Origin of the sequence: Scandinavium tedordense, from assembly GCF_024764965.1 — a bacterium.
Taxonomy (GTDB): Bacteria; Pseudomonadota; Gammaproteobacteria; order Enterobacterales; family Enterobacteriaceae; genus Scandinavium; species Scandinavium tedordense.
On sequence record NZ_JALIGG010000057.1, the window covers coordinates 577,441 to 603,919 of the forward strand.

Consider the following 26,479-nt stretch of genomic DNA (forward strand, 5'->3'; position numbering starts at 1 on the left):
TAGTAGTCTACAGACGCTGTCTGAACTGGTAATAGCGCCCCTGTTGGGCCAGCAATTCTGCGTGATTACCATGCTCAATAATTTGTCCGTTGTCCATCACAATTATTTGCTCAAAACGTGCCAGCCCGCGCAGGCGGTGGGTCACCATTAGCACAGTTTTTTCACGCATCACATCGGCTAGTAAATCAAGGATTTGGCTTTCTGTGGTGGCGTCGAGGCCTTCGGTTGGTTCGTCGAGCAGCATTAGCGGCCCATCGTGCAGCAGGGCGCGGGCAATGGCCAGGCGGCGTAGCTCGCCACCGGAGAGTTGACGCCCACCTTCACCAAGCCAGCTGTTGAGCCCGCCATCGTCGAGCAGTTTTTCCAGACCGGTACGCACAAGAACAGCGCTCAGTGCGTCATCTGTGGCGTTCGGGGCTGCCAGCAGAAGGTTATCCCGCAGGGTAGCGCTGAAAAGGTGTACGCGTTGTGGAACCACGCTCATGGTGCGGCGGAGTGTCATTTCATCGATAGATGAAATTGGCTGCTCGTTTAGTAGTAATTCACCGGTCTGAGGATCCCACGCCCGGGTCAGCAATTGTAACAAGGTCGATTTACCGCAGCCAGTGCGGCCCAGAATCGCAACATGTTCTCCGGCATTGACGCGCACATTAAGATTCGCCAGCGCGGGTTGAGTCTGCTGCGGGTAGGTGAAGCTGACATTGTTCAGGGTAAGACTCACGTGCTGCGGTACTTCAGAAACAGTCTCTGGGAATGTGACTTCGGCTTGTTGTCCAGTCAGTTCTGTTATCCGTACTGCGGAAGCCATTACCTGTCCAAGGTGCTGGAATGCGCCAGTCACCGGGGCCAGCGCCTCAAACGCGGCGAGCGCACAGAACACGAACAGCGCGATCAACGGGCCTGGCTGGCTATTGCCGCCCACGCCGCCTGCGGCCATCCATAGCATCACAATGACCGCCGCGGCCCCCATCAGCAGCATCAGTGCCTGGGAAAGGGCTGTCAGCTCGGACTGACGACGCTGCGCCTCATGCCAGCTCAGCTCCGTCTGTTCCATCTGCTCGCGATAGCGCTTGCTGGCACCGAATATTGTCAGTTCGGCCTGACCGTGCAGCCAGGATGTGAGCTGCTGGCGGTATTCACCACGAAGCTGCGTCAGGTTCTCACCGGCTGGCTTTCCGGCCCGGTAAAACAGCGGCGGCAGCAGGAACAGCGTCAGCAACATAATGCCGCCGAGGGTCAACGCCAGCGTCAGGTCAAGGAAACTCAGGCCAAACGTGACCACCAGAATGACGACCAGCGCACCAATCAGCGGGGAAATGACTCGCAAGTATAGATGATCGAGGGTATCGACATCCGCCACTACGCGGTTGAGCAATTCGCCCTGACGAAAACGTGCCAGCCCGGCAGGGGAGAGCGGCAGCAGCTTGCTGAACGTAAATACGCGAAGGTGCTGCAACACGCGGAAGGTCGCATCGTGGCTAACCAGACGCTCGAAATAGCGTCCAGCGGTACGGATAATGGCGGCTCCACGTACACCCGCGGCAGGCAACATATAGTTAAAGGTGTAGGCGCCAGCAAAACCGACGGCGGCCGAGGCGGACAAGAACCAGCCAGAGAGCGTCAGCAGGCCAATGCTGGCCAGCAAGGTGATAATCGCGAGCACAACGCCGAGGGAGAGCAACCATTTGTGCCGCTTATATAACGCCAGGTAAGGGGCTAAAACGCGCATTTAAATTTCCTCCTGACGATGGGAAAGCAGGTGCGCAAAATGCCCCTGTGCTTCAGCAAGCTCTGCAAACGAACCCTGCTCGACGATTTGGCCTTGATGCATGACCCAAACGGCATCCCATTCGGCAAGGTTTTCTAACTGATGAGTGACCATCAGTGTGGTCTGGTTGGTTGCAGCTTCCGTCAGAGCCTGCATAACGCGCTGTTCGCTGTGCGCGTCGAGACTGGCGGCTGGCTCATCCAGTAACAAGAATCGGCAAGGAGAGAGCAGGGCACGGGCCACGGCCACTCGCTGGGCCTGACCGACGGACAACCGGGCCGCCTGATCGCCGACTGGCGTATCAATCCCTTGCGGAAGCTGGCTGACAAATTCGTTCACCCAAGCACGGTCGAGCGCGTGTTGCAGCTGCGCCTCATTGGCTTTTGGATTCGCCAGCAGCACATTTTCACGCAGCGTATGCGCTGGAAGCTGCGGATTTTGTCCGACCCAGCTCAATAGGCCTCGCCATGCGTCAGGTTCCAGGTCACGCAATTCTGTCCCACTCACCTTCAAAGATCCGTCATATGGCAGAAAACCTGCCAGGGTATTGAGCAGGGAACTTTTTCCCGAACCGCTCTGGCCGACCAGCACCACGCGCTCGCCAGCGGCGAGGCTGAAATCTAGCGGTCCGGCGAGGATTTTACCTTCCGGCGATTTAATCAGCAGCCCCTGCGCTTCAAGGCTCACATTTTGAGTTTCATCTGGCGTGACGCTGCCACGCTCAGGCTGTGCCAGTGGCGCTTCAAGGAAGGTTTTCAGACTGTCGGCGGCACCCACTGCCTGCGCTTTGGCATGATAAAACGCACCCAAATCACGCAACGGCTGGAAGAATTCCGGAGCCAGGATCAGTGCCAAAAAGCCTGACATTAAGGTGACTGTCGTGCCATAGCTGCCAAAATTCAGCTGGCCAAGATAGGAGAAACCAAAGTAAACGGCGACAACGGCAATCGAAAGCGAAGTGAAAAATTCCAGAACGCCAGAGGAGAGGAAAGCGAGTCGCAGAACTTCCATCGTGCGCTGGCGGAAACTTTCGGAAGCCTGACGAATAGTGTCGGTTTCCGCTTCACCGCGTCCGAAAATACGTAAGGTATCCATCCCGCGCAGGCGGTCGAGGAAATGGCCACTCAGTCTTGCCAGTGCCTGGAAATTACGACGGTTGGCATCGGCGGCACCCATCCCAACCAGTGCCATAAACATCGGGATCAGTGGGGCGGTGCACAGCAGAATTAGCGCGGCAGCCCAGTTAGACGGGAAAATCGCGATAACGATAAGCAGCGGCACGGTCGCTGCCAGCGCCATCTGCGGCAGATAACGGGCATAGTAATCATGCATGTCGTCGATTTGTTCAAGAATCAACGTCGCCCAACTGCCCGCAGGTTTACCCTGGATCCACGCCGGACCCGCTTGTTGTAGGCGGTCGAGTACCGTTTTTCGGATCTCAAAACGAATATGCTGCCCGGCATGGAAACCCACCCGTTCTCGCAGCCAGACCACCCACGCGCGCAGGATAAAGACCAGAACCAGCATGACGAAAGGCAGCAGCAGCGCTTCCCGAGGAATGTTCTCTATAATCATGTGGTGCAGGATCTTGGCCAGAAGCCAGGCTTGGGCGATGATCAGCACTCCGCTGACCGCACCGAGCAGACGAGAAAGCATCAGCCATCGGCGGGAGAAAATGCTTTGCTGTTTTAACCAGCGGGTAAGCTCTTGTTGACGGGTTTTATTCATTGCGTGCTTAGCAGGTGTCTTATTAGAGATCATTAGGCATAGCAATGTTACATCGGGGAAAAAATAAAGGCGACTTATCGTCGCCTTCTTTACCTTTGTTACTGACTTGTAAAGATTATTTAGCCTGGTCCGCCAGGCCGTCGAGATAACGCTCTGCGTCCAGCGCGGCCATACATCCCGTGCCTGCGGAGGTGATCGCCTGACGGTAAATATGGTCCATGACGTCGCCTGCGGCAAACACACCCGGAATGCTGGTCTGCGTTGCATTGCCATGAATGCCGGACTGTACTTTGATGTAGCCATTTTCCAGCGCCAGCTGGCCGTCAAAAATGCCAGTGTTAGGGCTGTGGCCGATAGCAACAAACAGACCTGCTACGTCAAGAGACTCAATGTTGTCGCTGTTCTGCGTATCACGCAGACGCAAGCCGCTGACGCCCATCTGATCGCCGGTAACTTCTTCGAGCGTGCGATGGGTGTGCAGCACGATGTTGCCGCTTTCCACTTTATCCATCAGACGTTTGATCAGAATTTTCTCCGCGCGGAAGCTGTCACGACGGTGAATCAGATGCACTTCAGAGGCAATGTTTGCCAGATATAACGCTTCTTCAACTGCGGTGTTACCGCCGCCGATGACCGCGACCTTCTGATTGCGATAGAAGAAACCATCGCAGGTGGCGCAGGCAGAAACACCGCGGCCTTTAAATGCTTCTTCTGATGGCAGGCCCAGGTAACGGGCGGATGCACCTGTCGCGATGATCAGTGCGTCACAGGTGTATTCGCCGCTGTCACCGGTCAGACGGAACGGACGGTTCTGCAAATCAACTTTGTTGATATGATCGAACAGGATTTCGGTTTCAAACTTAACCGCATGTTCATGCATACGTTCCATTAGCGCAGGCCCGGTCAAATCGCTCGGATCACCTGGCCAGTTTTCCACTTCTGTGGTGGTGGTCAATTGACCACCTTTTTCCATGCCGGTAATCAGTACCGGTTGCAGGTTCGCGCGTGCGGCATAGACCGCAGCGGTGTAGCCGGCTGGTCCAGAACCAAGAATAAGCAGTTTACTGTGTTTGGTCGTGCCCATGAGATCCCCATAAATGTTGGCAGACAATGGGCGCGATTGTAGGGAATTTGCGGAAGTAATAAAAGGGTGCAGGAATTTTGTTAACGATATGTGTAATAGATTGCGTCAATGGATTGGTGATTTTATCTACGCTTGCGATAACAAATTCTACTGCTATCGGGGTGATTATAAGGAGATAACATGAGGAACGTCCCTGGGTGATTATGAATATCTGGCATGTTGTACTAAAAATCGATGTTTTGCTTTGACAATCCCCTGTGCTTTTGCGAAAACAATGAAGGGAGAAAAAACAGCGTTTGTCGTGTGGTGAATTTTCATGCACGTAAATGCCATTTTTAACCGGGCCAGCATCATCGGCGCATGGCGTGGACAGACGCCATTCGAGATGGCGGTGGCTGCCGACAGGCAACGGCTTCTCAACACGTACCCTTGGGTTATGCGTTACATCTGGTGACAGATTTTTTACGCAGACGACGGGCACAGGCTCTGAACAGTGAAGTGCACAGGGTCCAGACAGGAGTAGGGAAGGAATACAGAGAGACAATAATAATGGTAGATAGCAAGAAGCGCCCAGGCAAAGATCTCGACCGCATCGATCGTAACATTTTGAACGAATTGCAAAAGGATGGGCGAATTTCCAACGTCGAGCTTTCTAAACGAGTGGGACTTTCTCCGACACCTTGCCTTGAGCGTGTACGTCGGCTGGAAAGACAAGGGTTTATTCAGGGCTATACCGCGCTGCTGAACCCGCATTATCTGGATGCATCGCTGCTGGTTTTTGTTGAGATAACTCTGAATCGTGGCGCCCCGGATGTGTTTGAACAATTTAACTCCGCTGTGCAAAAACTTGAAGAAATTCAAGAGTGTCATTTGGTCTCCGGTGATTTCGACTATCTGTTGAAAACCCGCGTGCCTGACATGTCAGCGTACCGTAAGCTGTTAGGCGAAACCCTGCTGCGCCTGCCAGGCGTAAATGACACCCGTACCTACGTGGTTATGGAAGAGGTCAAGCAGAGTAATCGTCTGGTAATTAAGACACGCTAAACGGAACAGGTGCAAAATCAACGCAAGTTGATTACACTCCTGTTAATCCATACAGCAACAGTGCCGGGGAGACCCGGCGCTGTTGTCCGTTTTAGCATCAAGGACCTGGAGTGCCTTTCTTGAGCCAGGAATACACTGAAGAAAAAGAAGTAACGATTAACAGATTAAGCAGCGGGCGCCGTCTTCTTGAAGCGTTCCTGATCCTCTGTTCCCTTTTTGCCATCTGGCTGATGGCAGCTCTACTAAGCTTTAATCCTTCCGATCCCAGTTGGTCACAAACCGCCTGGCACGAACCGATTCATAATCTTGGCGGAATGCCGGGTGCATGGCTTGCGGATACGCTGTTTTTCATTTTTGGCGTAATGGCATACACCTTGCCCGTAATGATTATCGGTGCCTGCTGGTTCGCGTATAAGCATCGTGAAAGTGACGAATACGTTGATTATTTTGCAGTAGCGCTACGTCTAATTGGCGTGCTTGCGATGATCCTCACCATGTGTGGACTTGCCGCTATCAACGCAGATGATATCTGGTATTTCGCCTCCGGTGGCGTTATTGGCAGTCTGCTCAGCACCGCATTGCAACCCATGCTGCACAGCAGCGGCGGTACGCTTACCTTGCTTTGCATTTGGGCTGCAGGACTGACGCTGTTCACCGGCTGGTCCTGGGTCAGCATTGCCGAGAAAATCGGTAACTGGATCCTCAATATTCTGACCTTCGCCAGCAACCGTACCCGTCGCGACGATTCGTGGATCGACGATGAAGAGTACGAAGATGACGAAGAAGATCATGACGCAGAACCGAAGAGAGAAGGGCGCCGTGCCCGTATTCTGCGCGGTGCACTGGCGCGTCGTCAGCGCATTGCTGATAAGTTTAGCAACCCGATGGGGCGGAAAACGGACGCTGCGTTGTTCTCCGGTCGTCGAATGGATGAAGACGAAGTTGAAGTTCAATACAGCGCTCGTGGTCAAGCCGCAGATGCCGATGACGTGTTGTTCTCTGGCAATAGTGCAACGCAGCAGCCTGATACCGACGATGTTCTTTTCTCCGGCAACAGCGCGACCCGCCCGGCAGCCTGGGATGAAAACGACCCGCTGATGAACGGTCACTCCATTGCCGAACCGGTTGCCGCAGCGGCTGCTGCGATGGCGACCACTCAGGCATGGGCAGAACCTGCATCCGCTGCGATGGTTGCTCCTTCCGTTTCCGGCGGCGAAATGGCTGCACCGAGTGTGGAATGGCAGGCCGTTCCTGCCCCGCAAACGCCAGATCCGGTTATTGCTCCGTCTCCGGACAATTGGCCGCCGCAGGTACCAGTCGCGAAACCAGAATATGTTAAGCCAGAAGCCTTCCGTCATCAGCCTTCTATCGAAGAACTGTGGCAGGATCCGCAACCAGTGCCAGTGCAGCAGTACGCACAGCCTGAGCAGCCTTGGCAGCAACCTGAACCCGAGTATCACGCCCATGAATATATTCCGCCTGTAGAGCACGCTCCGCAGATGCCAGAAGTGGCGTTGGAACCGGAAGAAGAAATTAAACCGCAGCGCCCACCGCTCTACTATTTCGAAGAAGTGGAAGAGAAGCGTGCACGTGAACGTGAACAACTTGCAGCGTGGTATCAGCCAACGCCGGAACCGGCGACCGTGAAACCAACGACACCAATGCCAACGCCGTCTGCATCTATTGTCGATCCACTGGCCGCGGTTGCCCCAGCGGCAGCGGTTGCTTCCGTCGCGGCTAGCGTTCATCAGGTAACCGGTGCCGCAGCCGCTGCAGCAACGGCTGCGTCGGCTGCTCAGTTATTCAGCCCGGCAGATGCGCCGCGTCCGCAGGTTAAAGCAGGCATTGGCCCGCAGCTTCCACGCCCGAATCCTGTGCGTGTACCAACGCGTCGTGAACTTGCCTCGGCCTCATTTGGTATCAAAATTCCGTCACAGCGCCCGGCCGAAGAACTGTCTGACGAGCTGATGGGCGATGAAGATATTGATGAGCTACATCAGGACGAGCTGGCTCGTCAGTTTGCTGCCACCCAGCAGCAACGCTATGGCCAGGAATACGAAGACAACAGCTACGATGAGACGCCGGAAGACGAAGATGCCGTCGCAGAAGCCGAACTGGCACGTCAGTTCGCCGCCACGCAGCAGCAACGTTATTCCAGCGAACAGCCGCAGGGTGCGAATGTGTTCTCGCCGACGGACCATCAATTCTCACCGATGAAAACGCTGGTTGATGATACACCGAAAGCACCGTTGTTTACGCCGAGTGCCGCGCCGGAACAGCCACAACAGGCTTACCAGCAACCTCAGCAAATGGCACCGCAGCCGCAGGCATATCAACAACCGCAGCAAGTGCCGCAGGCGCAACCTGCCTACCAGCAGCCTCAGCAACAGCCGGTGCCTCAGCCGCAGGAAAGCCTGATTCACCCGCTGCTGATGCGTAACGGTGACAATCGTCCGTTGCAAAAACCGACTACGCCATTACCGTCTCTGGATCTGTTGACTCAGCCGCCGAGTGAAATCGAACCGGTTGATACCTTCGCGCTGGAGCAAACCGCGCGCCTCGTAGAAACACGTTTGGCCGATTTCCGCATCAAGGCCGACGTCGTGAACTATTCGCCGGGCCCGGTCATCACCCGTTTCGAGCTGAATCTGGCGCCAGGCGTGAAAGCCGCGCGTATTTCTAACCTCTCTCGTGACCTGGCGCGTTCGTTGTCGACCGTCGCAGTGCGTGTGGTTGAGGTTATTCCGGGCAAGCCGTATGTGGGCCTGGAACTGCCAAACAAAAAACGGCAGACCGTTTACCTTCGAGAAGTGCTGGACTGCGCGAAATTCCGCGAAAGCCCATCGCCGCTGACTATCGTGCTCGGGAAAGACATTGCCGGTGAGCCGGTGATTGCTGACCTGGCGAAAATGCCTCACTTGCTGGTAGCCGGTACGACCGGTTCCGGTAAGTCTGTCGGCGTGAACGCCATGATCCTCAGTATGCTCTATAAGGCAACGCCGGAAGATGTGCGCTTCATCATGATCGACCCAAAAATGCTGGAGCTCTCAGTTTATGAAGGTATTCCACATCTGCTGACGGAAGTCGTGACGGATATGAAGGATGCTGCCAACGCTCTGCGCTGGAGCGTCAATGAAATGGAACGTCGTTATAAGCTGATGTCAGCGCTTGGTGTGCGTAATCTCGCAGGTTATAACGAGAAGATTGCTCAGGCCGCACAGATGGGCCGTCCGATTCCGGATCCTTACTGGAAACCGGGTGACAGCATGGATGCGGTGCATCCAACGCTGGAAAAACTGCCGTACATTGTGGTGCTGGTTGATGAGTTCGCTGACCTGATGATGACGGTTGGTAAAAAGGTGGAAGAGTTAATCGCCCGCCTGGCGCAGAAAGCACGTGCCGCCGGTATTCACCTGGTGCTGGCGACACAGCGTCCGTCGGTTGACGTGATTACCGGTCTTATCAAAGCGAACATCCCGACCCGTATCGCCTTTACCGTGTCGAGCAAAATTGACTCCCGTACCATTCTCGATCAGGGCGGCGCGGAATCACTGCTCGGCATGGGTGACATGCTCTACTCCGGGCCGAATTCCAGCTCGGCACCGACGCGTGTGCACGGCGCATTCGTTCGTGACCAGGAAGTCCACGCCGTAGTTCAGGACTGGAAAGCGCGCGGTCGGCCTCAGTACGTCGACGGTATTACCTCCGACAGCGAAAGTGAGGGCGGTTCAGCCGGTCTGGACAACGGTGAAGAGCTAGACCAGCTGTTCGATCAGGCTGTGAAGTTTGTGACCGAAAAACGGAAGGCCTCTATTTCTGGCGTACAGCGTCAGTTCCGCATCGGTTATAACCGTGCCGCGCGAATCATCGAGCAGATGGAAGCGCAGGGGATCGTCAGCGAAGCAGGCCATAACGGCAACCGTGAAGTACTGGCTCCGCCTCCGTTTGATTAAACGTAGCGTTTGAAAAGTTGCGTAAATAGCCAAAAAATCAGTATTTTCTCCTGTTCCCCTGTAGATGCTCTACCTACAGTGGGAACAAAGAGACTCCCGCGTCGGGAGTGACGCATTTAAGGAATGAAGATGAAAAAATTTGCCATCACCTGTGCCTTATTGACCAGTTTTGTTGCCAGCAGCGTCTGGGCTGATGCCGCTAGCGACCTGAAAAGCCGTCTGGATAAAGTCAGCAGCTTCAACGCCAGCTTTACCCAGAAAGTGACCGATGGCAGCGGTAATGCAGTTCAGGACGGACAGGGCGATTTATCCGTCAAGCGTCCAAATCTCTTTAACTGGCATATGACGCAACCGGATGAAAGCATTCTGGTTTCCGATGGTAAAACGCTGTGGTTCTATAACCCGTTTGTTGAACAGGCAACCGCGACCTGGCTGAAAGACGCAACCAGCAACACACCATTTATGCTGATTGCGCGTAACCAGTCCAGCGACTGGAAGCAGTACAACATCAAGCAGAACGGTGACGATTTTGTGCTGACCCCAAAAGGCAGCAACGGTAATCTGAAAGAGTTCACCATCAACGTGAGCCGCGATGGCACCATTCATCAGTTCAGTGCCATTGAGCAGGACGATCAGCGTAGCAGCTATCAGCTGAAGTCCCAGCAGAACGGCGCGGTGGACGCATCCAAATTTACCTTTACTCCGCCAAAAGGAGTAACGGTGGACGATCAGCGTAAATAAGAGGCGCGCGTGAGCAATCTGTCGCTCGATTTTTCCGATAATGCGTTTCAACCCTTGGCCGCGCGTATGCGGCCAGAAAATTTAACGCAGTACATTGGCCAGCAGCATCTGCTGGCTACCGGCAAACCGCTGCCACGCGCCATTGAAGCAGGACATCTGCATTCAATGATTCTGTGGGGGCCGCCGGGGACCGGGAAAACGACGCTGGCAGAAGTGATTGCCCGCTACGCCAACGCCGACGTGGAACGCATCTCTGCGGTCACGTCTGGCGTGAAGGAAATTCGAGAAGCTATCGAACGCGCCCGGCAGAATCGCAATGCAGGGCGCCGCACCATTCTGTTTGTCGATGAGGTCCATCGCTTCAATAAAAGCCAGCAAGATGCGTTTTTGCCGCATATTGAAGACGGGACCATCTTTTTCATTGGCGCCACTACCGAAAACCCTTCTTTTGAACTCAACTCGGCACTGCTTTCCCGTGCCCGTGTTTATCTGCTGAAATCGCTCACTGTCGAAGATATCGAACAGGTATTAACCCAGGCGATGACCGACAGTGCTCGCGGCTACGGCGGCCAGGACATCCTCCTTCCTGACGAAACGCGCAAAGCGATCGCAGAACTGGTCAACGGCGATGCACGCCGGGCGCTAAACACGCTGGAGATGATGGCAGATATGGCGGAGCTGGATGATTCCGGCAAGCGCGTATTAAAGCCTGAGTTGTTAACCGAGATAGCCGGGGAACGCAGCGCTCGCTTTGATAACAAAGGCGACCGTTTCTACGACCTAATCTCCGCGCTTCACAAATCTGTTCGTGGCAGCGCTCCGGATGCAGCACTGTACTGGTACGCACGGATTATCACCGCCGGCGGCGACCCACTGTACGTTGCCCGTCGTTGTCTGGCGATCGCCTCCGAAGATGTCGGCAACGCTGACCCGCGTGCGATGCAGGTGGCGATTTCAGCCTGGGATTGTTTTACCCGCGTCGGCCCAGCGGAAGGGGAACGGGCCATTGCGCAGGCGATTGTCTATCTGGCTTGTGCGCCGAAGAGCAATGCCGTTTATACCGCCTTTAAAGCAGCAATGGCTGATGCCCGCGAACGACCTGACTACGACGTGCCGGTACATCTGCGCAATGCGCCGACCAAACTGATGAAGGATATGGGTTACGGCCAGGAGTATCGCTACGCCCACGACGAGCCCAATGCCTATGCGGCCGGCGAAGTCTATTTCCCGCAAGAAATGTCGCAAACGCGCTATTACACGCCTTCCTCGCGTGGTCTTGAAGGTAAGATTGGTGAAAAGCTCGCCTGGCTTACCGAACAGGATCAAAATAGCCCCACAAAACGCTACCGCTAAACAAGACGTTGCGGTAAGGTTATCGCTGAACCTCTAAAGGCCGCAGGCTGCGGTCTTTTCCTCATTTTAATTCGATAAGCACAGGATAAGCATGCTCGATCCCAATCTGCTGCGTACCGAGCCAGACGCAGTCGCAGAAAAACTGGCACGCCGAGGCTTTAAGCTGGATGTAGATAAACTTCGCGCTCTTGAAGAGCGTCGTAAAGTTCTGCAGGTAAACACTGAAAATCTGCAGGCAGAGCGTAACTCGCGATCGAAATCCATTGGCCAGGCGAAAGCGCGCGGGGAAGATATCGAGCCATTACGCCTGGAAGTGAATAAGCTGGGTGAAGAGCTGGATGCCGCAAAAGCTGAGCTTGATGCTCTGCTGGCTGAGATCCGCGACATTGCGTTGACGCTGCCTAATATCCCGGACGATTGTGTCCCGATGGGTAAAGATGACAGCGAAAACGTTGAAATTAGCCGCTGGGGCGAGCCGCGTAAATTCGAATTCGAAGTACGCGATCACGTCACGTTAGGTGAAATGGCGAAAGGCCTGGATTTTGCGTCCGCGGTTAAGCTGACTGGTTCTCGCTTCGTTGTGATGCAGGGGCAAATTGCGCGTATGCATCGCGCCCTGAGCCAGTTCATGCTTGATCTGCACACCGAACAGCATGGTTATGTCGAAAACTACGTCCCGTACCTGGTAAACCATGAAACACTGTACGGCACGGGCCAGTTACCGAAATTTGGCGGCGATTTGTTCCACACCCGTCCGCTGGATGAAGAAGCCGACAGCAGCAACTACGCGTTGATCCCAACTGCCGAAGTGCCACTGACCAACCTGGTTCGTGACGAGATCATCGATGAAGACGCTCTGCCACTGAAAATGACCGCTCATACCCCATGCTTCCGTTCCGAAGCAGGTTCTTATGGTCGTGATACGCGTGGTCTGATCCGCCAGCACCAGTTTGATAAAGTCGAAATGGTACAAATCGTTCGTCCAGAAGATTCTATGGATGCACTGGAAGAACTGACGGGTCATGCTGAAAAAGTGTTGCAGCTGCTGGGTCTTCCGTACCGTAAAGTGCTGTTGTGCAGTGGCGATATCGGTTTCGGTTCGGCTAAAACCTATGATCTTGAAGTCTGGTTGCCAGCGCAGGACACGTATCGTGAAATCTCCTCTTGTTCAAACATGTGGGATTTCCAGGCGCGTCGTTTACAGGCTCGCTGCCGCAATAAATCAGACAAGAAAACCCGTCTGGTGCACACCCTGAACGGTTCCGGTCTGGCTGTTGGTCGTGCGCTGGTTGCGGTGCTGGAAAACTATCAGCAGGCTGATGGTCGCATTGAAGTGCCGGAAGTACTGCGCCCTTACATGAACGGTATTGAGTTCATCGGCTGAATAGCACCTCATTCCTTGCTAAAAAAGCGCCTTAGGGCGCTTTTTTTATACCTGTATTGATACTGAACAATAACCCTTCAGGCGAAAGCAGGGATACTCCCTTCGAATTAGAAGTAGCATAAAACTCTAAAAAAGACTAATTTCGCTATATTCATAGCTATATAGCGATTGGTTCATTTCAATGAGCAATGAAGTGAGTATTCATGAAAATAAAAGCCCCTGATGCTTTGCTGACTGCCGAAGTCAGCCGTCGAGGTTTGATGAAAACCTCGGCAATTGGCGGACTGGCAATCGCCAGTAGTGCATTCACATTACCGTTTACCCGTATTGCGAATGCTGCCGACGCGATTGCGCCAGCCGCTGCTGCCGGGAAAATGGTCTGGAGCGCCTGTACGGTGAACTGCGGTAGCCGCTGCCCGTTGCGTATGCACGTGGTCGATGGCGAAATCAAATATGTTGAAACCGATAATACCGGCGATGATAACTACGACGGCCTGCATCAGGTGCGCGCGTGTCTTCGCGGCCGCTCTATGCGTCGTCGGGTATATAATCCTGACCGCCTGAAATATCCGATGAAGCGCGTCGGTAAACGTGGTGAAGGTAAGTTCGAGCGTATTAGCTGGGAAGAGGCGTATGACACCATCGCCAATAACATGCAGCGTTTGATCAAAGATTACGGCAACGAATCTATTTACCTGAATTATGGTACCGGTACGCTGGGCGGTACCATGACGCGTTCATGGCCCCCAGGAAAAACGCTGATTGCCCGTCTGATGAACTGCTGCGGCGGTTACCTGAATCACTACGGCGATTACTCCTCCGCACAGATTGCGGAAGGCCTGAACTACACCTACGGCGGCTGGGCGGACGGTAACAGCCCGTCAGATATTGAAAACAGTCAGCTGGTTGTGCTGTTCGGCAACAATCCAGGTGAAACCCGCATGAGCGGCGGCGGTGTGACGTATTACCTTGAACAAGCGCGCCAGAAATCGAATGCACGTCTGATCATTGTCGATCCACGCTACACCGATACCGGCGCAGGCCGTGAAGATGAGTGGATCCCGATTCGTCCAGGTACCGATGGCGCGCTAGTGTCCGGCCTCGCATGGGTGATGATCACTGAAAATCTGGTCGATCAACCGTTCCTCGACAAATACTGCGTCGGCTACGACGAGAAAACCCTGCCTGCCAGTGCGCCTGCGAACGGCCACTATAAAGCCTACATTCTGGGCCAGGGTAAAGACGGCACGGCTAAAACGCCACAATGGGCAGCGTCCATCACCGGGATCCCGGCGGAACGAATTGTCCAGCTAGCGCGCGAAATCGCGATGGCCAAACCGGCATTTATCAGTCAGGGCTGGGGTCCGCAGCGTCATGCTAACGGCGAGATTGCTACCCGTGCTATCTCTATGCTGTCGATTCTGACCGGTAACGTCGGGATTAATGGGGGTAACTCCGGCGCGCGTGAAGGTTCTTACGATCTGCCCTTCGAACGTATGCCAACGCTGGATAACCCGATTGAAACCAGCATTTCGATGTTTATGTGGACCGATGCGATTGAGCGCGGCCCGGAAATGACCGCCACACGCGATGGCGTGCGCGGGAAAGATAAGCTCGATGTGCCGATCAAGATGATCTGGAACTATGCGGGCAACTGCATTATCAACCAGCACTCCGATATCAACCGCACCCACGACATCTTGCAAGATGACAAGAAGTGCGAACTGATTGTGGTGGTGGATTGCCACATGACCTCTTCGGCGAAGTATGCCGATATTCTGCTGCCAGACTGCACCGCGTCTGAGCAGATGGACTTCGCGCTGGATGCGTCCTGCGGCAACATGTCCTACGTCATCTTTGCCGACCAGGTTATCAAACCGCGTTTCGAGTGTAAAACCATCTATGAGATGACCACTCAGCTGGCAAAGCGCATGGGCGTTGAGCAGAAGTTCACCGAAGGCCGCAACCAGGAAGAGTGGATGCGCCATCTGTATGAACAGTCTCGCCAGGCGATCCCTGGACTGCCGACGTTTGAAGAGTTCCGCAAGCAGGGCATGTTCAAGCAGCGCGATCCGGAAGGGCATCATGTGGCCTATAAGGATTTCCGTGAGAACCCGGCTGCCAATCCGCTGACCACGCCATCAGGCAAAATCGAAATTTACTCAGCGCAGCTGGCAGAGATTGCCGCCTCCTGGCAACTGACGGAAGGCGATGTTATCGATCCACTGCCAATTTACGCGGCTGGATTCGAAAACTACGACGATCCGCTGGCCAAAGATTATCCGTTACAGCTGACGGGCTTCCACTATAAAGCGCGTTGCCACTCGACTTACGGCAACGTAGATGTTCTGAAGGCTGCATGTCCTCAGGAAATGTGGATGAACCCGATGGATGCGAAGAAGCGTGGGATTGCCAATGGCGACCGCGTGAAGATCTTCAACGGCCGCGGTGAGGTTCACATTGAAGCGAAGGTAACACCGCGCATGATGCCAGGCGTTGTGGCGTTGGGTGAGGGGGCATGGTATGCGCCGGATGCAAAAGGCGTGGACCAGGCGGGCTGTATTAACGTCCTGACTACTCAGCGTCCGTCGCCGTTGGCGAAGGGCAACCCGTCGCACACCAACCTTGTTCAGGTCGTAAAAGCGTAAGGAGTAACCGATGACCACTCAGTATGGATTTTTTATTGATTCCAGTCGCTGCACCGGTTGCAAAACCTGCGAACTGGCCTGCAAAGACTACAAAGATTTGACACCTGACGTCAGCTTCCGTCGCATTTATGAGTATGCCGGTGGTGACTGGCAGGAAGACAACGGCACATGGCATCAGAATGTGTTTGCCTATTACCTGTCAATCGCCTGTAACCACTGTGAAGACCCGGCTTGTACAAAGGTCTGTCCGAGCGGTGCGATGCATAAACGCGAAGATGGCTTTGTCGTCGTAAACGAAGATGTGTGCATAGGCTGTCGCTATTGCCATATGGCTTGCCCATACGGCGCGCCGCAGTACAACGAAGCCAAAGGCCATATGACCAAATGCGACGGCTGTCATGAACGCGTTGCGGATGGTAAAAAACCTATCTGCGTAGAGTCATGCCCGCTGCGTGCGCTGGACTTTGGTCCGATTGAAGAGCTGCGTAAAAAGCATGGTCATTTGGCAGCGGTTGCTCCGCTGCCGTCTGCGCACTTCACCAAACCAAGCATTGTTATCAAACCTAATGCCAACAGCCGTCCGACGGGTGACACCACCGGCTATCTGGCAAACCCGAAGGAGGTTTAAGATGGGAAGTGGATGGCATGAATGGCCGCTGATGATCTTCACGGTCCTCGGGCAATGCGTCGCCGGCGGCTTTATCGTTCTGGCCTTGGCGCTGATGAAAGGCGAACTTTCTCGTGAGCAACAGCGTCTTGTTATATTGAGCATGTTCGGCCTGTGGGTGCTGATGGGACTGGGCTTTATCGCCTCTATTCTGCACCTCGGGTCGCCGCTGCGCGCGTTTAACTCTCTGAACCGGATCGGTGCTTCTTCGCTGAGTAATGAAATTGCAAGCGGCTCGGTGTTCTTCGCAGTCGGCGGTATTGGCTGGCTGCTGGCCGTTATCAACAAGCTGCCACAGGCACTGCGTACGGTGTGGCTGGTGTTGACCATGGTGCTAGGCGTCTTCTTTGTCTGGATGATGGTTCGCGTCTATAACACCATCGATACCGTGCCGACCTGGTACAGCATCTGGACTCCGATGAGCTTCTTCCTGACGATGTTTATCGGTGGGCCGTTGCTGGGGTATTTGCTGCTGCGTGTGGCTGGCGTCGACGGCTGGGCGATGCGCCTGTTGCCGGTAGTTTCGATGCTGGCACTGCTGGTGAGTGCTATCGTGGTGGTGATGCAGGGTAGTGAGCTGGCAACGCTACACAGCTCCATTCAGCAGGCCTCTGCGCTGGTTCCGGCGTACGGTTCCCTGATGGCCTGGCGTCTGGTGTTGCTCGTGTTAGCCCTGGTGTGCTGGGTTGCGCCACAGCTGAAAGGGCGTCAGCCGGCCGTTCCGCTACTGAGCCTGGCCTTCGTGCTGATGTTCGTGGGTGAGCTCATCGGCCGCGGCGTATTCTACGGTCTGCATATGACCGTCGGCATGGCCGTCGCCAGCTAAGCTACTTATTGCGCCGGATTGCAACGATCCGGCGCAACAAAAAATGCGCCCCATCCATGAAATTTTTCAACTGAAAATAAGCCGCTATATTCCCGATTACCTAATAAAAACAATGGAATAATTTAAAAATAAATTCCATTGCCGGTCCGCTAGATAAAAAACTTCTATTGTTCCCCTGAAAACCGCGCCAGCTCTGGTCTGGAGGCAATTGACTTTGCCAACGGCGGTGGCATGATGCGCTCGAATTCTGAACTTCCTCACGGTTTTATATCCATGTACACGTATTCCCGCCCAGTGCTTTTATTGCTCTGTGGCTTACTTTTGTTGACGTTGGCGATTGCGGTGCTGAATACGCTCGTCCCGCTTTGGCTCGCCCACGATCATTTGCCAACCTGGCAAGTGGGGATGGTGAGTTCGTCGTATTTCACCGGTAACCTGGTAGGAACGTTGCTCTGCGGGCGGTTGATCAAGCGTCTCGGCTTTAATCGTAGCTATTACCTCGCGTCATTAATTTTCGCCGTAGGCTGCGTTGGGTTGGGGCTGACCATGGGCTTCTGGAGTTGGCTCAGCTGGCGTTTCCTCGCCGGTGTGGGCTGCGCGATGATTTGGGTGGTGGTCGAAAGCGCGCTGATGTGCAGCGGCACCTCCCGTAACCGTGGGCGCCTGTTGGCGGCTTATATGATGGTTTACTATGTGGGCACCGTGCTGGGCCAGTTGATGGTCAGCAAATTCCCAACAGACCTGATGAGCGTCCTGCCGTGGGTTACCGGCATGGTGCTGGCTGCAATTCTGCCGCTGCTGTTTACCCGAATCACGAATCAGACTAGCGAAGAGGCGCCAACGCTGGTCTGGCCGATGCTAAAACTGCGCCACGCGCGTTTAGGCATCAATGGCTGCGTTATCTCCGGGATTGTTCTCGGCTCACTGTATGGGCTGATGCCGCTGTGGCTGAATCACCAGGGCGTCAGCGATTCGGGCATTGGTTTCTGGATGGCGGTGATGGTCAGTGCCGGGATCCTCGGTCAGTGGCCGGTTGGGCGTCTGGCCGATCGCTACGGTCGTTTGCTGGTGCTGCGCGTGCAGGTGTTTGTGGTTATTCTCGGCTGCCTGGCAATGCTGAGCGGTGCGGCGATGGCTCCTACGTTGTTTATTCTGGGTGCTGCGGGCTTTACGCTGTATCCGGTAGCGATGGCCTGGGCCTGCGAGAAAGTTGAACACCATCAGCTGGTGGCGATGAACCAGGCGCTGCTGCTGAGCTACACCATCGGCAGCCTGCTGGGGCCTACGTTTACGTCGATGCTTATGCAGAACTATTCTGACAACCTGCTGTTTGTGATGATCGCCAGTGTGTCATTTATCTATCTTTTGATGCTGCTGCGCAAAGCCGGGCATCATCCAACGCCAGTGGCACACGCCTGATAGCCAAAGCCTGTCGATTGACAGGCTTTTTTCTTTCTCGACTCTCCGGTAAGGTGACCTCCTCTTTACGAAGAAGGATATCCGATGGAGTTGTTGCGTTTTACGCTTGCCCAGATTGAAGCATTCGCCTGCGTGTGCGAAACCGGCACGCTGACCCAGGCGGCAAAAAAGTTGAAAAAGGATCGTACCACCGTCAGCGAACTGCTCGAATATCTGGAGGTGGATCTTGGCTATGCACTGTTTGACCGCTCGACAAGACCGTTAACGTTGACGCCGCAGGGCCAGCTGCTTTATCGCCAGGCAAGGCTGTTTCTGCATGAGGCTGAAGCCTTCTCGCGTATCGCCCGGCACATTCCCGATATCCTCGAAACGCATCTGACCTTGTGTTATGACCTCTTTACGCCACGCGCGCTGTTGCTGAAACTGGCAGAGCGACTTCAGGCACAGCATATTCAGCTGGATATGATCGCCTGCGAGCGCAGTCAGGCCGAGCAATGGCTGGATGAGGGCAGCGTCGATCTCGGTCTTTTTCAGGCCGTAAACCGTTCCGTTAACGACCACCTGCACTGGCGCGCGGTTGGGAGCGTTTCGCTTGCGGTGTATGCTCATGAAGATTATTTCCCTAAACAGCCAGTATCTCTGCTGCATTTGGCCTCGCAACCGCAGCTGATGCCGTTTCGTGATCTTCCCCCCTCCCTTGCCGGGCGAATTCGTATCGCGGACAGGCTGATTCACGTCAATGAGATAACTTTGCTGGAAGGGCTATTGCAACGTGGTTGTGGCTGGGCGTTTCTGCCGGAGCATTTTTGTGCAGAACGGCTGGAAGGCGTGGCACGAATTGATACCGAGATGGGGACGACGGGGCTTGCACATCCGCTGGTGGCGCTCTGGAAACCGGGCGTGGTCGGTGCGCCTATGCTGGCGCAACTGCTAACGGCGATGGAAGAGGGGATATAAAAACAGCCTCCGAAGAGGCTGTCTGAGTCAGTACATGACTTTGTGACCGTATTGCTCGAGAATACCTTTCACGCGATCCATTGTTTCTTTCTTCGGTGGATGCACGCCGTCCAGCTTGTACTCTTCGCCCATCGCCACCCATTTGTGTTTGCCGAGTTCATGGTAGGGCAGAAGCTCGATTTTCTCGACGTTACCCATATCGCGGGTAAATTCCCCCAGGCGGTGCGCAGAATCGTCATCGTCAGACCAGCCAGGGACAACCACGTAGCGGATCCAGACGTTAATATTTTTGTTCGCCAGGTAACGGCAGAATTCCAGCGTACGGTGGTTAGACACGCCGACTAAATTTTGGTGGATCTCGTCGTTCATCTGTTTGAGATCGAGCATGACCAGATCGGTCACTTCGAGTAGTTCATCAATCACCGGATCATAACGACGAACAAAACCGTTGGTGTCGAGGCAGGTATGAATGCCTTCTTTACGGCAGGCGCGGAACCAGTCACGCACAAATTCAGCCTGTAAAATGGCTTCGCCGCCGGACGCCGTTACGCCGCCGCCGGACGCATTCATAAAGTGGCGATAGGTCACCACTTCTTTCATAAGTTCTTCAACCGTAATTTCTTTGCCGCCGTGGGTATCCCAGGTATCGCGGTTATGGCAATACAGGCAGCGCATCAGGCAGCCCTGGAAGAAGGTGATAAAACGGATACCTGGGCCATCGACGGTGCCACAGGATTCAAAGGAGTGAATGCGACCAATTACTGGCTTAACAGCTCCTGGTGCATCAGTGTTTTCCGTTAAATTACAAGTGTTTAAATTACTCATATCGCTCTGATTAGCTCTAGTTAACTCTGGTTTGTGGACACATTCTGGACATTTTGGACAGTGGATTGAGTGTCACTGCATCCTGTAAAAAGTCCGGGGCAAAGTGCGCGTAAATCATCGTTTGCTGGATGTTCGAGTGCCCTAGAATGCGCTGCAATGTAATTATATTACCTCCATTCATTATAAAGTGTGTGGCGAATGTATGCCTCATTACGTGTACCGCCTGCCCATCAGGCAGATCGGGCTTTATCTCTTTCAACACTCTGCGGACAGTGCTGTATTTTGCCCTAAACAATGGACCGCTGTTTTTGGTCTTAATGCGCTCCGCCAGCTCGACAGAAATCGGCACTGAGCGTCGTTTCCCGTTTTTGGTTTTCATGAAGGTGACCACCTGCTGAATGATGTGCTCAGCCTTCAAACCTGAAACTTCGCCCCACCGGCCACCAGTAGCCAGGCAGATCAGTGCCACATTCAATTCGTCTCCTTCCAGCCGCGAGAGCAGCATCTCTATCTCATCGGTGGACAGGAACGCCATTTCTGTTTGAGCTTCTTTAAGGCGCTTCACCTCATGAAGAGGGTTGCTGCCGTGATACTCGTCAGCATCAATAAGTTTGGTAAACATGCCGCTCAGTATGGCGACGTGCCTGTTTACGCTGGATGGCTTGAGTCCTTCATTCATTAGGGTTACGCGATAATCGATAATTGATTTCTTGGTCAGTTGGTCGGCCCTGTGAATGCCCATATCCCCAAACCTCGTGATTATCGTCGTCAGGCGACCCTTTTCTATCTCGCCCCTTGCGTGGGTTTTTCCATGATAGATCCACCATCGGTCCAGCAGTTCTGTCAGCTTGCGCCGGTCTGCCGGTTTCTCAAGCCATTCCTTATTGTGATAGTTAACAAGCACATGACGCTCAAACGTCTGAGCCTCGCCCTTTGTACTGAATTTCCGCCGGATGCGTTTTCCGTCTGCGCCCTGCGGTCTAACGTCCACTTCATATCGGCCATCATCGAGTTTTTTAACGGACATAGGTCACCTCGATGATACGGCTGGGTACTCTTTCACGCGTGTTTATGTAGCAATCTTCATTTGTGCATTTACTGCACAGATAAGCCCCGTAGACCGTTAGCCAGTCTTTTGGTCGGAGTGGGATGATGTTTCGTTTTCTGGCCCAAAGTGTGCGAGTGCCGGCGCAATTTGCCCGGATGATGGATCCACTTCATCAAATAAAAACCAATCGCGATATTTTCTAAAGCGAGGGTGCTTAAGCAGTTTCATCCCTGCATCGAGAGGCATCTTAGACTTGCCGGATTCGTAGCCATGATAGGTGTAGTAATTTATTTCAATTAAATCAGCTATTTCCTTTGCTTTCAGGCGCTCAGACTCTCTGATAAGTTTCAGCTTTTCATTTTGTGGACTTGACATATATTTGCTAATCTCCAATTATGTGTCTTGTTGAACATTGAATGTGTCTTTAGCTAACTCTAGGTGGCTCTAGTTAGAAAGACATAAAGTTGAGGATAGCAAAATGTCTGTCAAATCTGAAAATTCTTACGAGAATCGCGATAACTTTTCTGAACCAGGAAAAAATTCTAGAACTCAAATTCAACTATCTGAGAAGCCTGCAGATCTGCTTTCAAAGGAGGGCTTCGCACTGTATATCGGCAAAACCCCTCGTGCTGTGGTTGAGATGGCTAAAGCTGGAAAGTTGCCTGCGTTTTACATGACTGACCCACTGAAACCGGGTGGTAAAGCGGAGCTATGGGTTAATCGCCGTGAATGGGATAAATACGCCGCCCAACTAGTCGAGGATGCACCGACCGAGTGGCATGACTGGAAAAATCGCATCAGCTACGGCAAGTCTGGCCGTGGTCGAGTTGCAGCATAAGGAGCCGTTTAATGAAAGAGCCTCGTTGCATTGCTCAGCTTTTGCGTAACCAGCAGAACCTGACCCCGATTAATTTCACCATCACCCACGGTCGCGGCCGTAAAGGCATCATTATCCGCACCTGCAAGCCGAGTGTGATCGGTACGGCTATCACACTGATGAAAACTCGGAGGTTCTGGAAATGGCTGTGATGACGCTCGGTGTGGTTGCTCAGCAGCCGGAAGGTTTGCGTGGTCTGGTTGGTCGATATCTTGCTGCGCCGCGCTGGCAGGAAAGCTGCGATTTCTATAACAAGATGATGGAACGCGAGCGCCTGACCGTCTGTTTTCATGCGCAGTTAAAACAACGTCACGCGACCATGCGCTTTGAAGAGATGGGCGACGTAGACCGTGAATGTCTGGCCTGCGCGATTGATGAGTTGCGTGCAGCATTTTCAAAACGTCGTCAGGTTGGGGCGAGTGAAATTGCCTATATCAGTTATTTAACTGTCAGCCAGCGCCGCAGTTTATTCATGCATGCCGGTTTAACCGAGAAAGAATTTAATCAACCTTACTGGCGAATTGATGAGGATTCATGTTATTGGCGTGAGAAACTATTCCGCGCATTGCGTGAATTATTCAGCTTGTTTGAACATGCTCCAACAATTTTGACATCGGTTAAGCCCGAGCAATATCTGCATTAATTAATTACCCGTGATTTTTAACGCACTTGATTGTGCGGGGCTTCCTTTTATCTGGAGAAAGTCGTTATGACTAAAACAGGAAAGCAGTGCGCTAAGTTCTCTTTGTTGTTACAGCAGGCCAGGGCTGAGGCGCAGGCGGATGCTGCGACGAAATTCTCATCTCATCTTGACGGGCTGATTCGCCACATCGCCGAGCGTGAACTGAACAAGGTTGAGATTGTCGAGTTACTCAGTCAGGAATCAACACAGTTTCATAATGCGGGGCTGTTGCGTGGAGAGTGCTGCTAATGGCTACGCACAAGTCCGTATTACTGAATAACTGGCTAAAGGTCACTGTAATGGATAACGGTGATTTAGCACTGAAGGATATTAAACGCGATAAAGGCACCGGCGAAAAAATCGAAGCTGTTATTGCTATTTACGCGAGCCAATTAAATCTCTTGTCGGACATGGTCAATTTGCTTCTTAAACGCGCCATCTATTTAAAGCAGATAACCAGTTTTGATGAGTTTGCCAAATTAACCGAAGAGTTGAGCGCCGCCTGTCGGGCTGAGCTCAACAAGCTGAATGCATAAAGGAGTCAGGGCAATGCCAGATTATATGGATCACGTTCAGGAGCTACAGGCCGAATCACTGGCCCGTCATGTCGATGCCGCACGGCTGAAATCGGGTGGCGCTGCTGTTTTGGTTTGCGTTGATTGTGACCGGCCAATTCCGGCTGAACGTCGCGCCGCCCATCCAACAGCTTTACGTTGTGTTCATTGTCAGTCGCTGCTGGAAGCCAACGCCAGACACTACCGGGGGCAGGCATGAGCATTCGCATCGAAATTGGCGACCGCTATGTCGTCACTAGTGATCAGTTTCAGTTTATTTTGCATGAGAAGAAAACAGCCAAAACCGGGAAAAATGCCGGTAATGAATGGCTGGATGTTGTCGGCTATTACACTAAGTTGGATCAGCTCGTTAAGACTCTGATGTTGCATGATGCATTAACGGGCGAAGCCCGCGCTTTCGCTGAGCTAGCAGCGCAGATTGAGCGAGTCGGTCAGGCGTGTGCGGAGGCGTTTGGCGTTAATGACCGCTGAAAGAATGGGGCGCATTGCCCCTACACCTCCACCGCCATTTTCCAAAAGCACCGACAAACCATTTGTCGGTGCTTACCCGTTCAACGCGCCCCGTGAGGCCATCGGGCGCGAGAGACCTCTTACACGTGACGAACTGCGTCAGGTGCAAGGTGTTTTATCAAAGATTGACTACCTGCCATATTTCCTGAGCTCGCTCTTTACCTCGCGCTATGACTACATACGCCGGAACAAAAGCCCGGTGCATGGGCTGTATTTCCTCAAGTCGACATTCCTGCGCCGGTTATGGCCGCGCATCGAGCGCGTCAATCAGCGTAACGAAATGAATGCTGATGCTTCGCTGCTGTTCCTGACCGAGCGCGAGAACTACGCCCGACTGCCGGGAATGAATGACAAAGAGCTGAAGAAATTCGCGGCCCGCATCGCCGCGCAGCTTTTCATCATGTATGAGGAATTAAGCGATGCGTGGGCGGAAGCGCACGACGGCAAAGAATCGCTATTTACTGATGAGGCGCAGGCTCACCTTTATGGTCATGTGGCTGGCGCGGCGCGTGCATTCAATATCACACCACTTTTCTGGAAGAAATACCGCAAAGGTCAGATGACAATCCGCCAGGCATTTTCCGCCGTGGCGCGTCTCATCAATGACGAGTGGTGGGTTAACCAGTTTAAGGCGCAGCGCATGCGCTGGCACGAATCACTGCTTATCGCCGCCGGTGAAGTGAATAAAGACCGTTCCCCGTATGCCAGCAAAAGCGCCATCCGTGATGTGCATTCTCGCCGTCTGGCTAACCTCGAATACCTGAAATCCTGCGAGCTCGAAAATAAAGTCACCGGTGAGCGTATCGATCTCATCACTAAGGTGATGGGGAGTATTTCCAACCCTGAGATCCGCCGTATGGAGTTGATGAATACCATCGCCGGTATTGAGCGTTATGCGGCCAGTGAGGGTGATGTCGGGATGTTTATCACGCTGACCGCGCCGTCGAAATATCACCCGACTCGTCAGGTCGGCAAAGGGCAAAGTAAAACCGTTCAGCTTAATCATGGCTGGAATGATGAGGGGTACACCCCGAAAGATACGCAGCGCTATCTGTGCCATATCTGGAGCCTGATGCGCACGGCGTTTAAGGATAACGATTTACAGGTTTACGGAATGCGCGTGGTTGAGCCGCATCATGACGGCACGCCACACTGGCACATGATGCTGTTTTGCAAACCCGGCCAGCGCAAAGAAATTACCGACATCATGCGGCGCTATGCCCTGAAAGAAGATGGTGATGAGCGGGGCGCTGCGAAACAGCGGTTTCAGGCAAAGCATCTCAATCAGGGGGGCGCGGCAGGTTATATCGCAAAATACATCGCGAAAAATATCGACGGTTACGCCCTCGATGGCCAGCTCGATCATGACACCGGCAAACCACTACAGGATACCGCTGCCGCTGTAACGGCGTGGGCGTCGACGTGGCGCATACCTCAATTTAAACCGATTGGCTTGCCTACAATGGGCGCTTATCGCGAGCTGCGCAAACTGCCTCGTGGCGTCAGTATCGCTTCGGAATTTGACGAGCGCGTCGAAGCGGCTCGAGCTGCGGCCGATGAAGGAGAGTTTGATTTATACATCGCTGCGCAGGGTGGGGCGAATGTGCCACGCGACAGCCAGACCGTCAGGGTGGCCCGCAATGTGACTGATGAGGTCAACGACTACGAAGAAGACATCGAGCGCATCGTCGGGATTTATGCCCCGCATATAGGCGCTAATCACATTCACGTTACCCGGTCGGCAGACTGGCGCATTGTTCCAAAGCTTTTGGCCGTTGAGCCTTTGACTTTAAAAAGCGGTATTACCGCGCCTCGGAGTCCTGTCAATAACTGTGGAAAGCTGAAAGTCGGGGATGATCCAGTTATGACCCCTACACCGTCTGAGCATGCCGCAGCGGTATTAAATCTGGTTGATAGTGGCGTTATCGGGTGGGATGACCCGGAAGTCGTGACGGTGCTCAGGGGAGCACTAAAGCACGATGCACCGAAACCAATGCGACAGCAAAGAAGCGGTGAACCGCTGAAACCGAATCAGATTGCGCCATCGGGTCGGATGACGAAGGCAGAACGGGAACTGATAACTCGCATTCGCTTCGAACTGGCTCAGCATGGCATTACACCGCAGCGCTGGGAGCTTCAAGCTCTAGCTCGGGGCGCGAAGGTCAGTTATGAAGGAAAGCAATTTAAGAATTTGATTTTGCGGGATTGGCCGGGGTTCTCGATATAACAGTCTTGTTATTTAGCAGGCGCATACTACCAGATGATGCGGTGAGGCTTTTGCCTGAGTCGGGATGAGGGGGGGCATCTTGAAATGCATGCTTTTCATAACAATGTATGCAGCTTTTGTTATCAAAAGCTAGACTTTATAAACGAAAAACACTATGTGATTT

Annotated in this window: 24 protein-coding genes; 18 read left to right on the top strand and 6 right to left on the bottom strand. The window is 53.6% G+C overall.

Annotated elements, in window-relative coordinates:
- Positions 1-7: 7 nt before the first annotated feature.
- The 3 genes from cydC to trxB form a co-directional block, all read right to left on the bottom strand.
- Positions 8-1,729: a heme ABC transporter ATP-binding protein/permease CydC gene (gene cydC, locus MUU46_RS18695; RefSeq protein ID WP_258966312.1), complete on the bottom strand. Its 1,722-nt coding sequence runs from the start codon at positions 1,727-1,729 to the stop codon at positions 8-10.
- Positions 1,730-3,496: a heme ABC transporter permease/ATP-binding protein CydD gene (cydD, locus tag MUU46_RS18700; RefSeq protein WP_258966313.1), complete on the bottom strand. Its 1,767-nt coding sequence runs from the start codon at positions 3,494-3,496 to the stop codon at positions 1,730-1,732. It lies immediately after the preceding gene.
- A gap of 115 nt (positions 3,497-3,611) precedes the next feature.
- Positions 3,612-4,580, bottom strand: a complete 969-nt coding sequence (gene trxB / locus MUU46_RS18705) for a thioredoxin-disulfide reductase (protein ID WP_258966314.1) — start codon at positions 4,578-4,580, stop codon at positions 3,612-3,614.
- Positions 4,581-5,129: 549 nt separating this feature from the next.
- Between trxB and lrp the strand changes: the two genes are divergently transcribed.
- From lrp to MUU46_RS18755, 10 genes are all read left to right on the top strand, one after another.
- Positions 5,130-5,624: a leucine-responsive transcriptional regulator Lrp gene (gene lrp / locus MUU46_RS18710; protein WP_002439523.1), complete on the top strand. Its 495-nt coding sequence runs from the start codon at positions 5,130-5,132 to the stop codon at positions 5,622-5,624.
- 119 nt (positions 5,625-5,743) lie between these two features.
- Entirely contained in the window at positions 5,744-9,577 is a 3,834-nt protein-coding gene (locus MUU46_RS18715; RefSeq protein ID WP_258966315.1) for a DNA translocase FtsK 4TM domain-containing protein, read from the top strand.
- Positions 9,578-9,706: 129 nt separating this feature from the next.
- Positions 9,707-10,318, top strand: a complete 612-nt coding sequence (gene lolA, locus MUU46_RS18720; protein WP_258966316.1) for an outer membrane lipoprotein periplasmic chaperone LolA — start codon at positions 9,707-9,709, stop codon at positions 10,316-10,318.
- Between the two features lie 9 nt (positions 10,319-10,327).
- Complete coding sequence (gene rarA / locus MUU46_RS18725; RefSeq protein ID WP_258966317.1) at positions 10,328-11,671, top strand: replication-associated recombination protein RarA; 1,344 nt, start codon at positions 10,328-10,330, stop codon at positions 11,669-11,671.
- 91 nt (positions 11,672-11,762) lie between these two features.
- Positions 11,763-13,055: a serine--tRNA ligase gene (serS, locus tag MUU46_RS18730; RefSeq protein WP_258966318.1), complete on the top strand. Its 1,293-nt coding sequence runs from the start codon at positions 11,763-11,765 to the stop codon at positions 13,053-13,055.
- A gap of 203 nt (positions 13,056-13,258) precedes the next feature.
- Complete coding sequence (gene dmsA, locus MUU46_RS18735; protein ID WP_258966319.1) at positions 13,259-15,703, top strand: dimethylsulfoxide reductase subunit A; 2,445 nt, start codon at positions 13,259-13,261, stop codon at positions 15,701-15,703.
- Between the two features lie 10 nt (positions 15,704-15,713).
- Positions 15,714-16,331: a DMSO/selenate family reductase complex B subunit gene (locus tag MUU46_RS18740; protein ID WP_159753774.1), complete on the top strand. Its 618-nt coding sequence runs from the start codon at positions 15,714-15,716 to the stop codon at positions 16,329-16,331.
- 1 nt (position 16,332) lies between these two features.
- A complete protein-coding gene (locus MUU46_RS18745) occupies positions 16,333-17,196 on the top strand; it encodes a dimethyl sulfoxide reductase anchor subunit family protein (RefSeq protein WP_258966320.1) in 864 nt (287 codons plus the stop codon).
- A 273-nt stretch (positions 17,197-17,469) separates the two neighbouring features.
- On the top strand, positions 17,470-18,615 hold the full coding sequence (locus MUU46_RS18750; RefSeq protein WP_159753769.1) for an MFS transporter: 1,146 nt from the start codon (positions 17,470-17,472) through the stop codon (positions 18,613-18,615).
- Between the two features lie 84 nt (positions 18,616-18,699).
- A complete protein-coding gene (locus tag MUU46_RS18755; RefSeq protein ID WP_258966321.1) occupies positions 18,700-19,572 on the top strand; it encodes a LysR family transcriptional regulator in 873 nt (290 codons plus the stop codon).
- A 27-nt stretch (positions 19,573-19,599) separates the two neighbouring features.
- Here the strand turns inward: MUU46_RS18755 and pflA are convergent, their stop codons facing one another.
- The 3 genes from pflA to MUU46_RS18770 form a co-directional block, all read right to left on the bottom strand.
- On the bottom strand, positions 19,600-20,397 hold the full coding sequence (gene pflA, locus MUU46_RS18760) for a pyruvate formate lyase 1-activating protein (RefSeq protein WP_258966322.1): 798 nt from the start codon (positions 20,395-20,397) through the stop codon (positions 19,600-19,602).
- 16 nt (positions 20,398-20,413) lie between these two features.
- Positions 20,414-21,424: a phage integrase gene (locus tag MUU46_RS18765; RefSeq protein ID WP_258966323.1), complete on the bottom strand. Its 1,011-nt coding sequence runs from the start codon at positions 21,422-21,424 to the stop codon at positions 20,414-20,416.
- A gap of 96 nt (positions 21,425-21,520) precedes the next feature.
- Positions 21,521-21,820 (bottom strand): helix-turn-helix domain-containing protein, encoded by a 300-nt coding sequence (locus tag MUU46_RS18770; RefSeq protein WP_258966324.1) that lies wholly within the window; start codon positions 21,818-21,820, stop codon positions 21,521-21,523.
- 103 nt (positions 21,821-21,923) lie between these two features.
- On the opposite strand from MUU46_RS18770, the gene MUU46_RS18775 reads away from it, so the two are divergent.
- The 8 genes from MUU46_RS18775 to MUU46_RS18810 all read left to right on the top strand — a co-directional run bounded on the left by MUU46_RS18775 (position 21,924) and on the right by MUU46_RS18810 (position 26,316).
- Positions 21,924-22,283 (top strand): Cox family DNA-binding protein, encoded by a 360-nt coding sequence (locus MUU46_RS18775; protein ID WP_258966325.1) that lies wholly within the window; start codon positions 21,924-21,926, stop codon positions 22,281-22,283.
- A gap of 11 nt (positions 22,284-22,294) precedes the next feature.
- Positions 22,295-22,474 (top strand): hypothetical protein, encoded by a 180-nt coding sequence (locus MUU46_RS18780; protein WP_258966326.1) that lies wholly within the window; start codon positions 22,295-22,297, stop codon positions 22,472-22,474.
- A complete protein-coding gene (repB, locus tag MUU46_RS18785) occupies positions 22,465-22,965 on the top strand; it encodes a phage replication protein B (protein ID WP_258966327.1) in 501 nt (166 codons plus the stop codon). The genes MUU46_RS18780 and repB overlap by 10 nt, the downstream gene beginning before the upstream one ends.
- Positions 22,966-23,031: 66 nt before the next feature.
- Entirely contained in the window at positions 23,032-23,253 is a 222-nt protein-coding gene (locus MUU46_RS18790) for a DUF2732 family protein (protein WP_258964597.1), read from the top strand.
- On the top strand, positions 23,253-23,540 hold the full coding sequence (locus MUU46_RS18795) for a DUF5405 family protein (RefSeq protein ID WP_258966328.1): 288 nt from the start codon (positions 23,253-23,255) through the stop codon (positions 23,538-23,540). The genes MUU46_RS18790 and MUU46_RS18795 overlap by 1 nt, the downstream gene beginning before the upstream one ends.
- 13 nt (positions 23,541-23,553) lie before the next feature.
- A complete protein-coding gene (locus tag MUU46_RS18800; protein ID WP_258966329.1) occupies positions 23,554-23,778 on the top strand; it encodes a TraR/DksA C4-type zinc finger protein in 225 nt (74 codons plus the stop codon).
- A complete protein-coding gene (locus MUU46_RS18805; protein ID WP_258966330.1) occupies positions 23,775-24,050 on the top strand; it encodes a DUF5405 family protein in 276 nt (91 codons plus the stop codon). The genes MUU46_RS18800 and MUU46_RS18805 overlap by 4 nt, the downstream gene beginning before the upstream one ends.
- Positions 24,040-26,316, top strand: a complete 2,277-nt coding sequence (locus tag MUU46_RS18810) for a replication endonuclease (protein ID WP_258966331.1) — start codon at positions 24,040-24,042, stop codon at positions 26,314-26,316. The genes MUU46_RS18805 and MUU46_RS18810 overlap by 11 nt, the downstream gene beginning before the upstream one ends.
- The last annotated feature ends 163 nt before the right edge of the window (positions 26,317-26,479 follow it).

Coding starts and splice junctions, on each gene's coding strand:
- cydC (WP_258966312.1), bottom strand. CDS start 1,729: ATGCGCGTTTTAGCCCCTTACCTGGCGTTATATAAGCGGCACAAATGG.
- MUU46_RS18750 (WP_159753769.1), top strand. CDS start 17,470: ATGTACACGTATTCCCGCCCAGTGCTTTTATTGCTCTGTGGCTTACTT.
- pflA (WP_258966322.1), bottom strand. CDS start 20,397: ATGAGTAATTTAAACACTTGTAATTTAACGGAAAACACTGATGCACCA.
- MUU46_RS18810 (WP_258966331.1), top strand. CDS start 24,040: ATGACCGCTGAAAGAATGGGGCGCATTGCCCCTACACCTCCACCGCCA.
- MUU46_RS18765 (WP_258966323.1), bottom strand. CDS start 21,424: ATGTCCGTTAAAAAACTCGATGATGGCCGATATGAAGTGGACGTTAGA.
- trxB (WP_258966314.1), bottom strand. CDS start 4,580: ATGGGCACGACCAAACACAGTAAACTGCTTATTCTTGGTTCTGGACCA.
- MUU46_RS18745 (WP_258966320.1), top strand. CDS start 16,333: ATGGGAAGTGGATGGCATGAATGGCCGCTGATGATCTTCACGGTCCTC.
- repB (WP_258966327.1), top strand. CDS start 22,465: ATGGCTGTGATGACGCTCGGTGTGGTTGCTCAGCAGCCGGAAGGTTTG.
- lrp (WP_002439523.1), top strand. CDS start 5,130: ATGGTAGATAGCAAGAAGCGCCCAGGCAAAGATCTCGACCGCATCGAT.
- MUU46_RS18775 (WP_258966325.1), top strand. CDS start 21,924: ATGTCTGTCAAATCTGAAAATTCTTACGAGAATCGCGATAACTTTTCT.
- MUU46_RS18805 (WP_258966330.1), top strand. CDS start 23,775: ATGAGCATTCGCATCGAAATTGGCGACCGCTATGTCGTCACTAGTGAT.
- cydD (WP_258966313.1), bottom strand. CDS start 3,496: ATGAATAAAACCCGTCAACAAGAGCTTACCCGCTGGTTAAAACAGCAA.
- MUU46_RS18770 (WP_258966324.1), bottom strand. CDS start 21,820: ATGTCAAGTCCACAAAATGAAAAGCTGAAACTTATCAGAGAGTCTGAG.
- MUU46_RS18800 (WP_258966329.1), top strand. CDS start 23,554: ATGCCAGATTATATGGATCACGTTCAGGAGCTACAGGCCGAATCACTG.
- MUU46_RS18790 (WP_258964597.1), top strand. CDS start 23,032: ATGACTAAAACAGGAAAGCAGTGCGCTAAGTTCTCTTTGTTGTTACAG.
- dmsA (WP_258966319.1), top strand. CDS start 13,259: ATGAAAATAAAAGCCCCTGATGCTTTGCTGACTGCCGAAGTCAGCCGT.
- serS (WP_258966318.1), top strand. CDS start 11,763: ATGCTCGATCCCAATCTGCTGCGTACCGAGCCAGACGCAGTCGCAGAA.
- MUU46_RS18795 (WP_258966328.1), top strand. CDS start 23,253: ATGGCTACGCACAAGTCCGTATTACTGAATAACTGGCTAAAGGTCACT.
- lolA (WP_258966316.1), top strand. CDS start 9,707: ATGAAAAAATTTGCCATCACCTGTGCCTTATTGACCAGTTTTGTTGCC.
- MUU46_RS18740 (WP_159753774.1), top strand. CDS start 15,714: ATGACCACTCAGTATGGATTTTTTATTGATTCCAGTCGCTGCACCGGT.
- MUU46_RS18780 (WP_258966326.1), top strand. CDS start 22,295: ATGAAAGAGCCTCGTTGCATTGCTCAGCTTTTGCGTAACCAGCAGAAC.
- MUU46_RS18755 (WP_258966321.1), top strand. CDS start 18,700: ATGGAGTTGTTGCGTTTTACGCTTGCCCAGATTGAAGCATTCGCCTGC.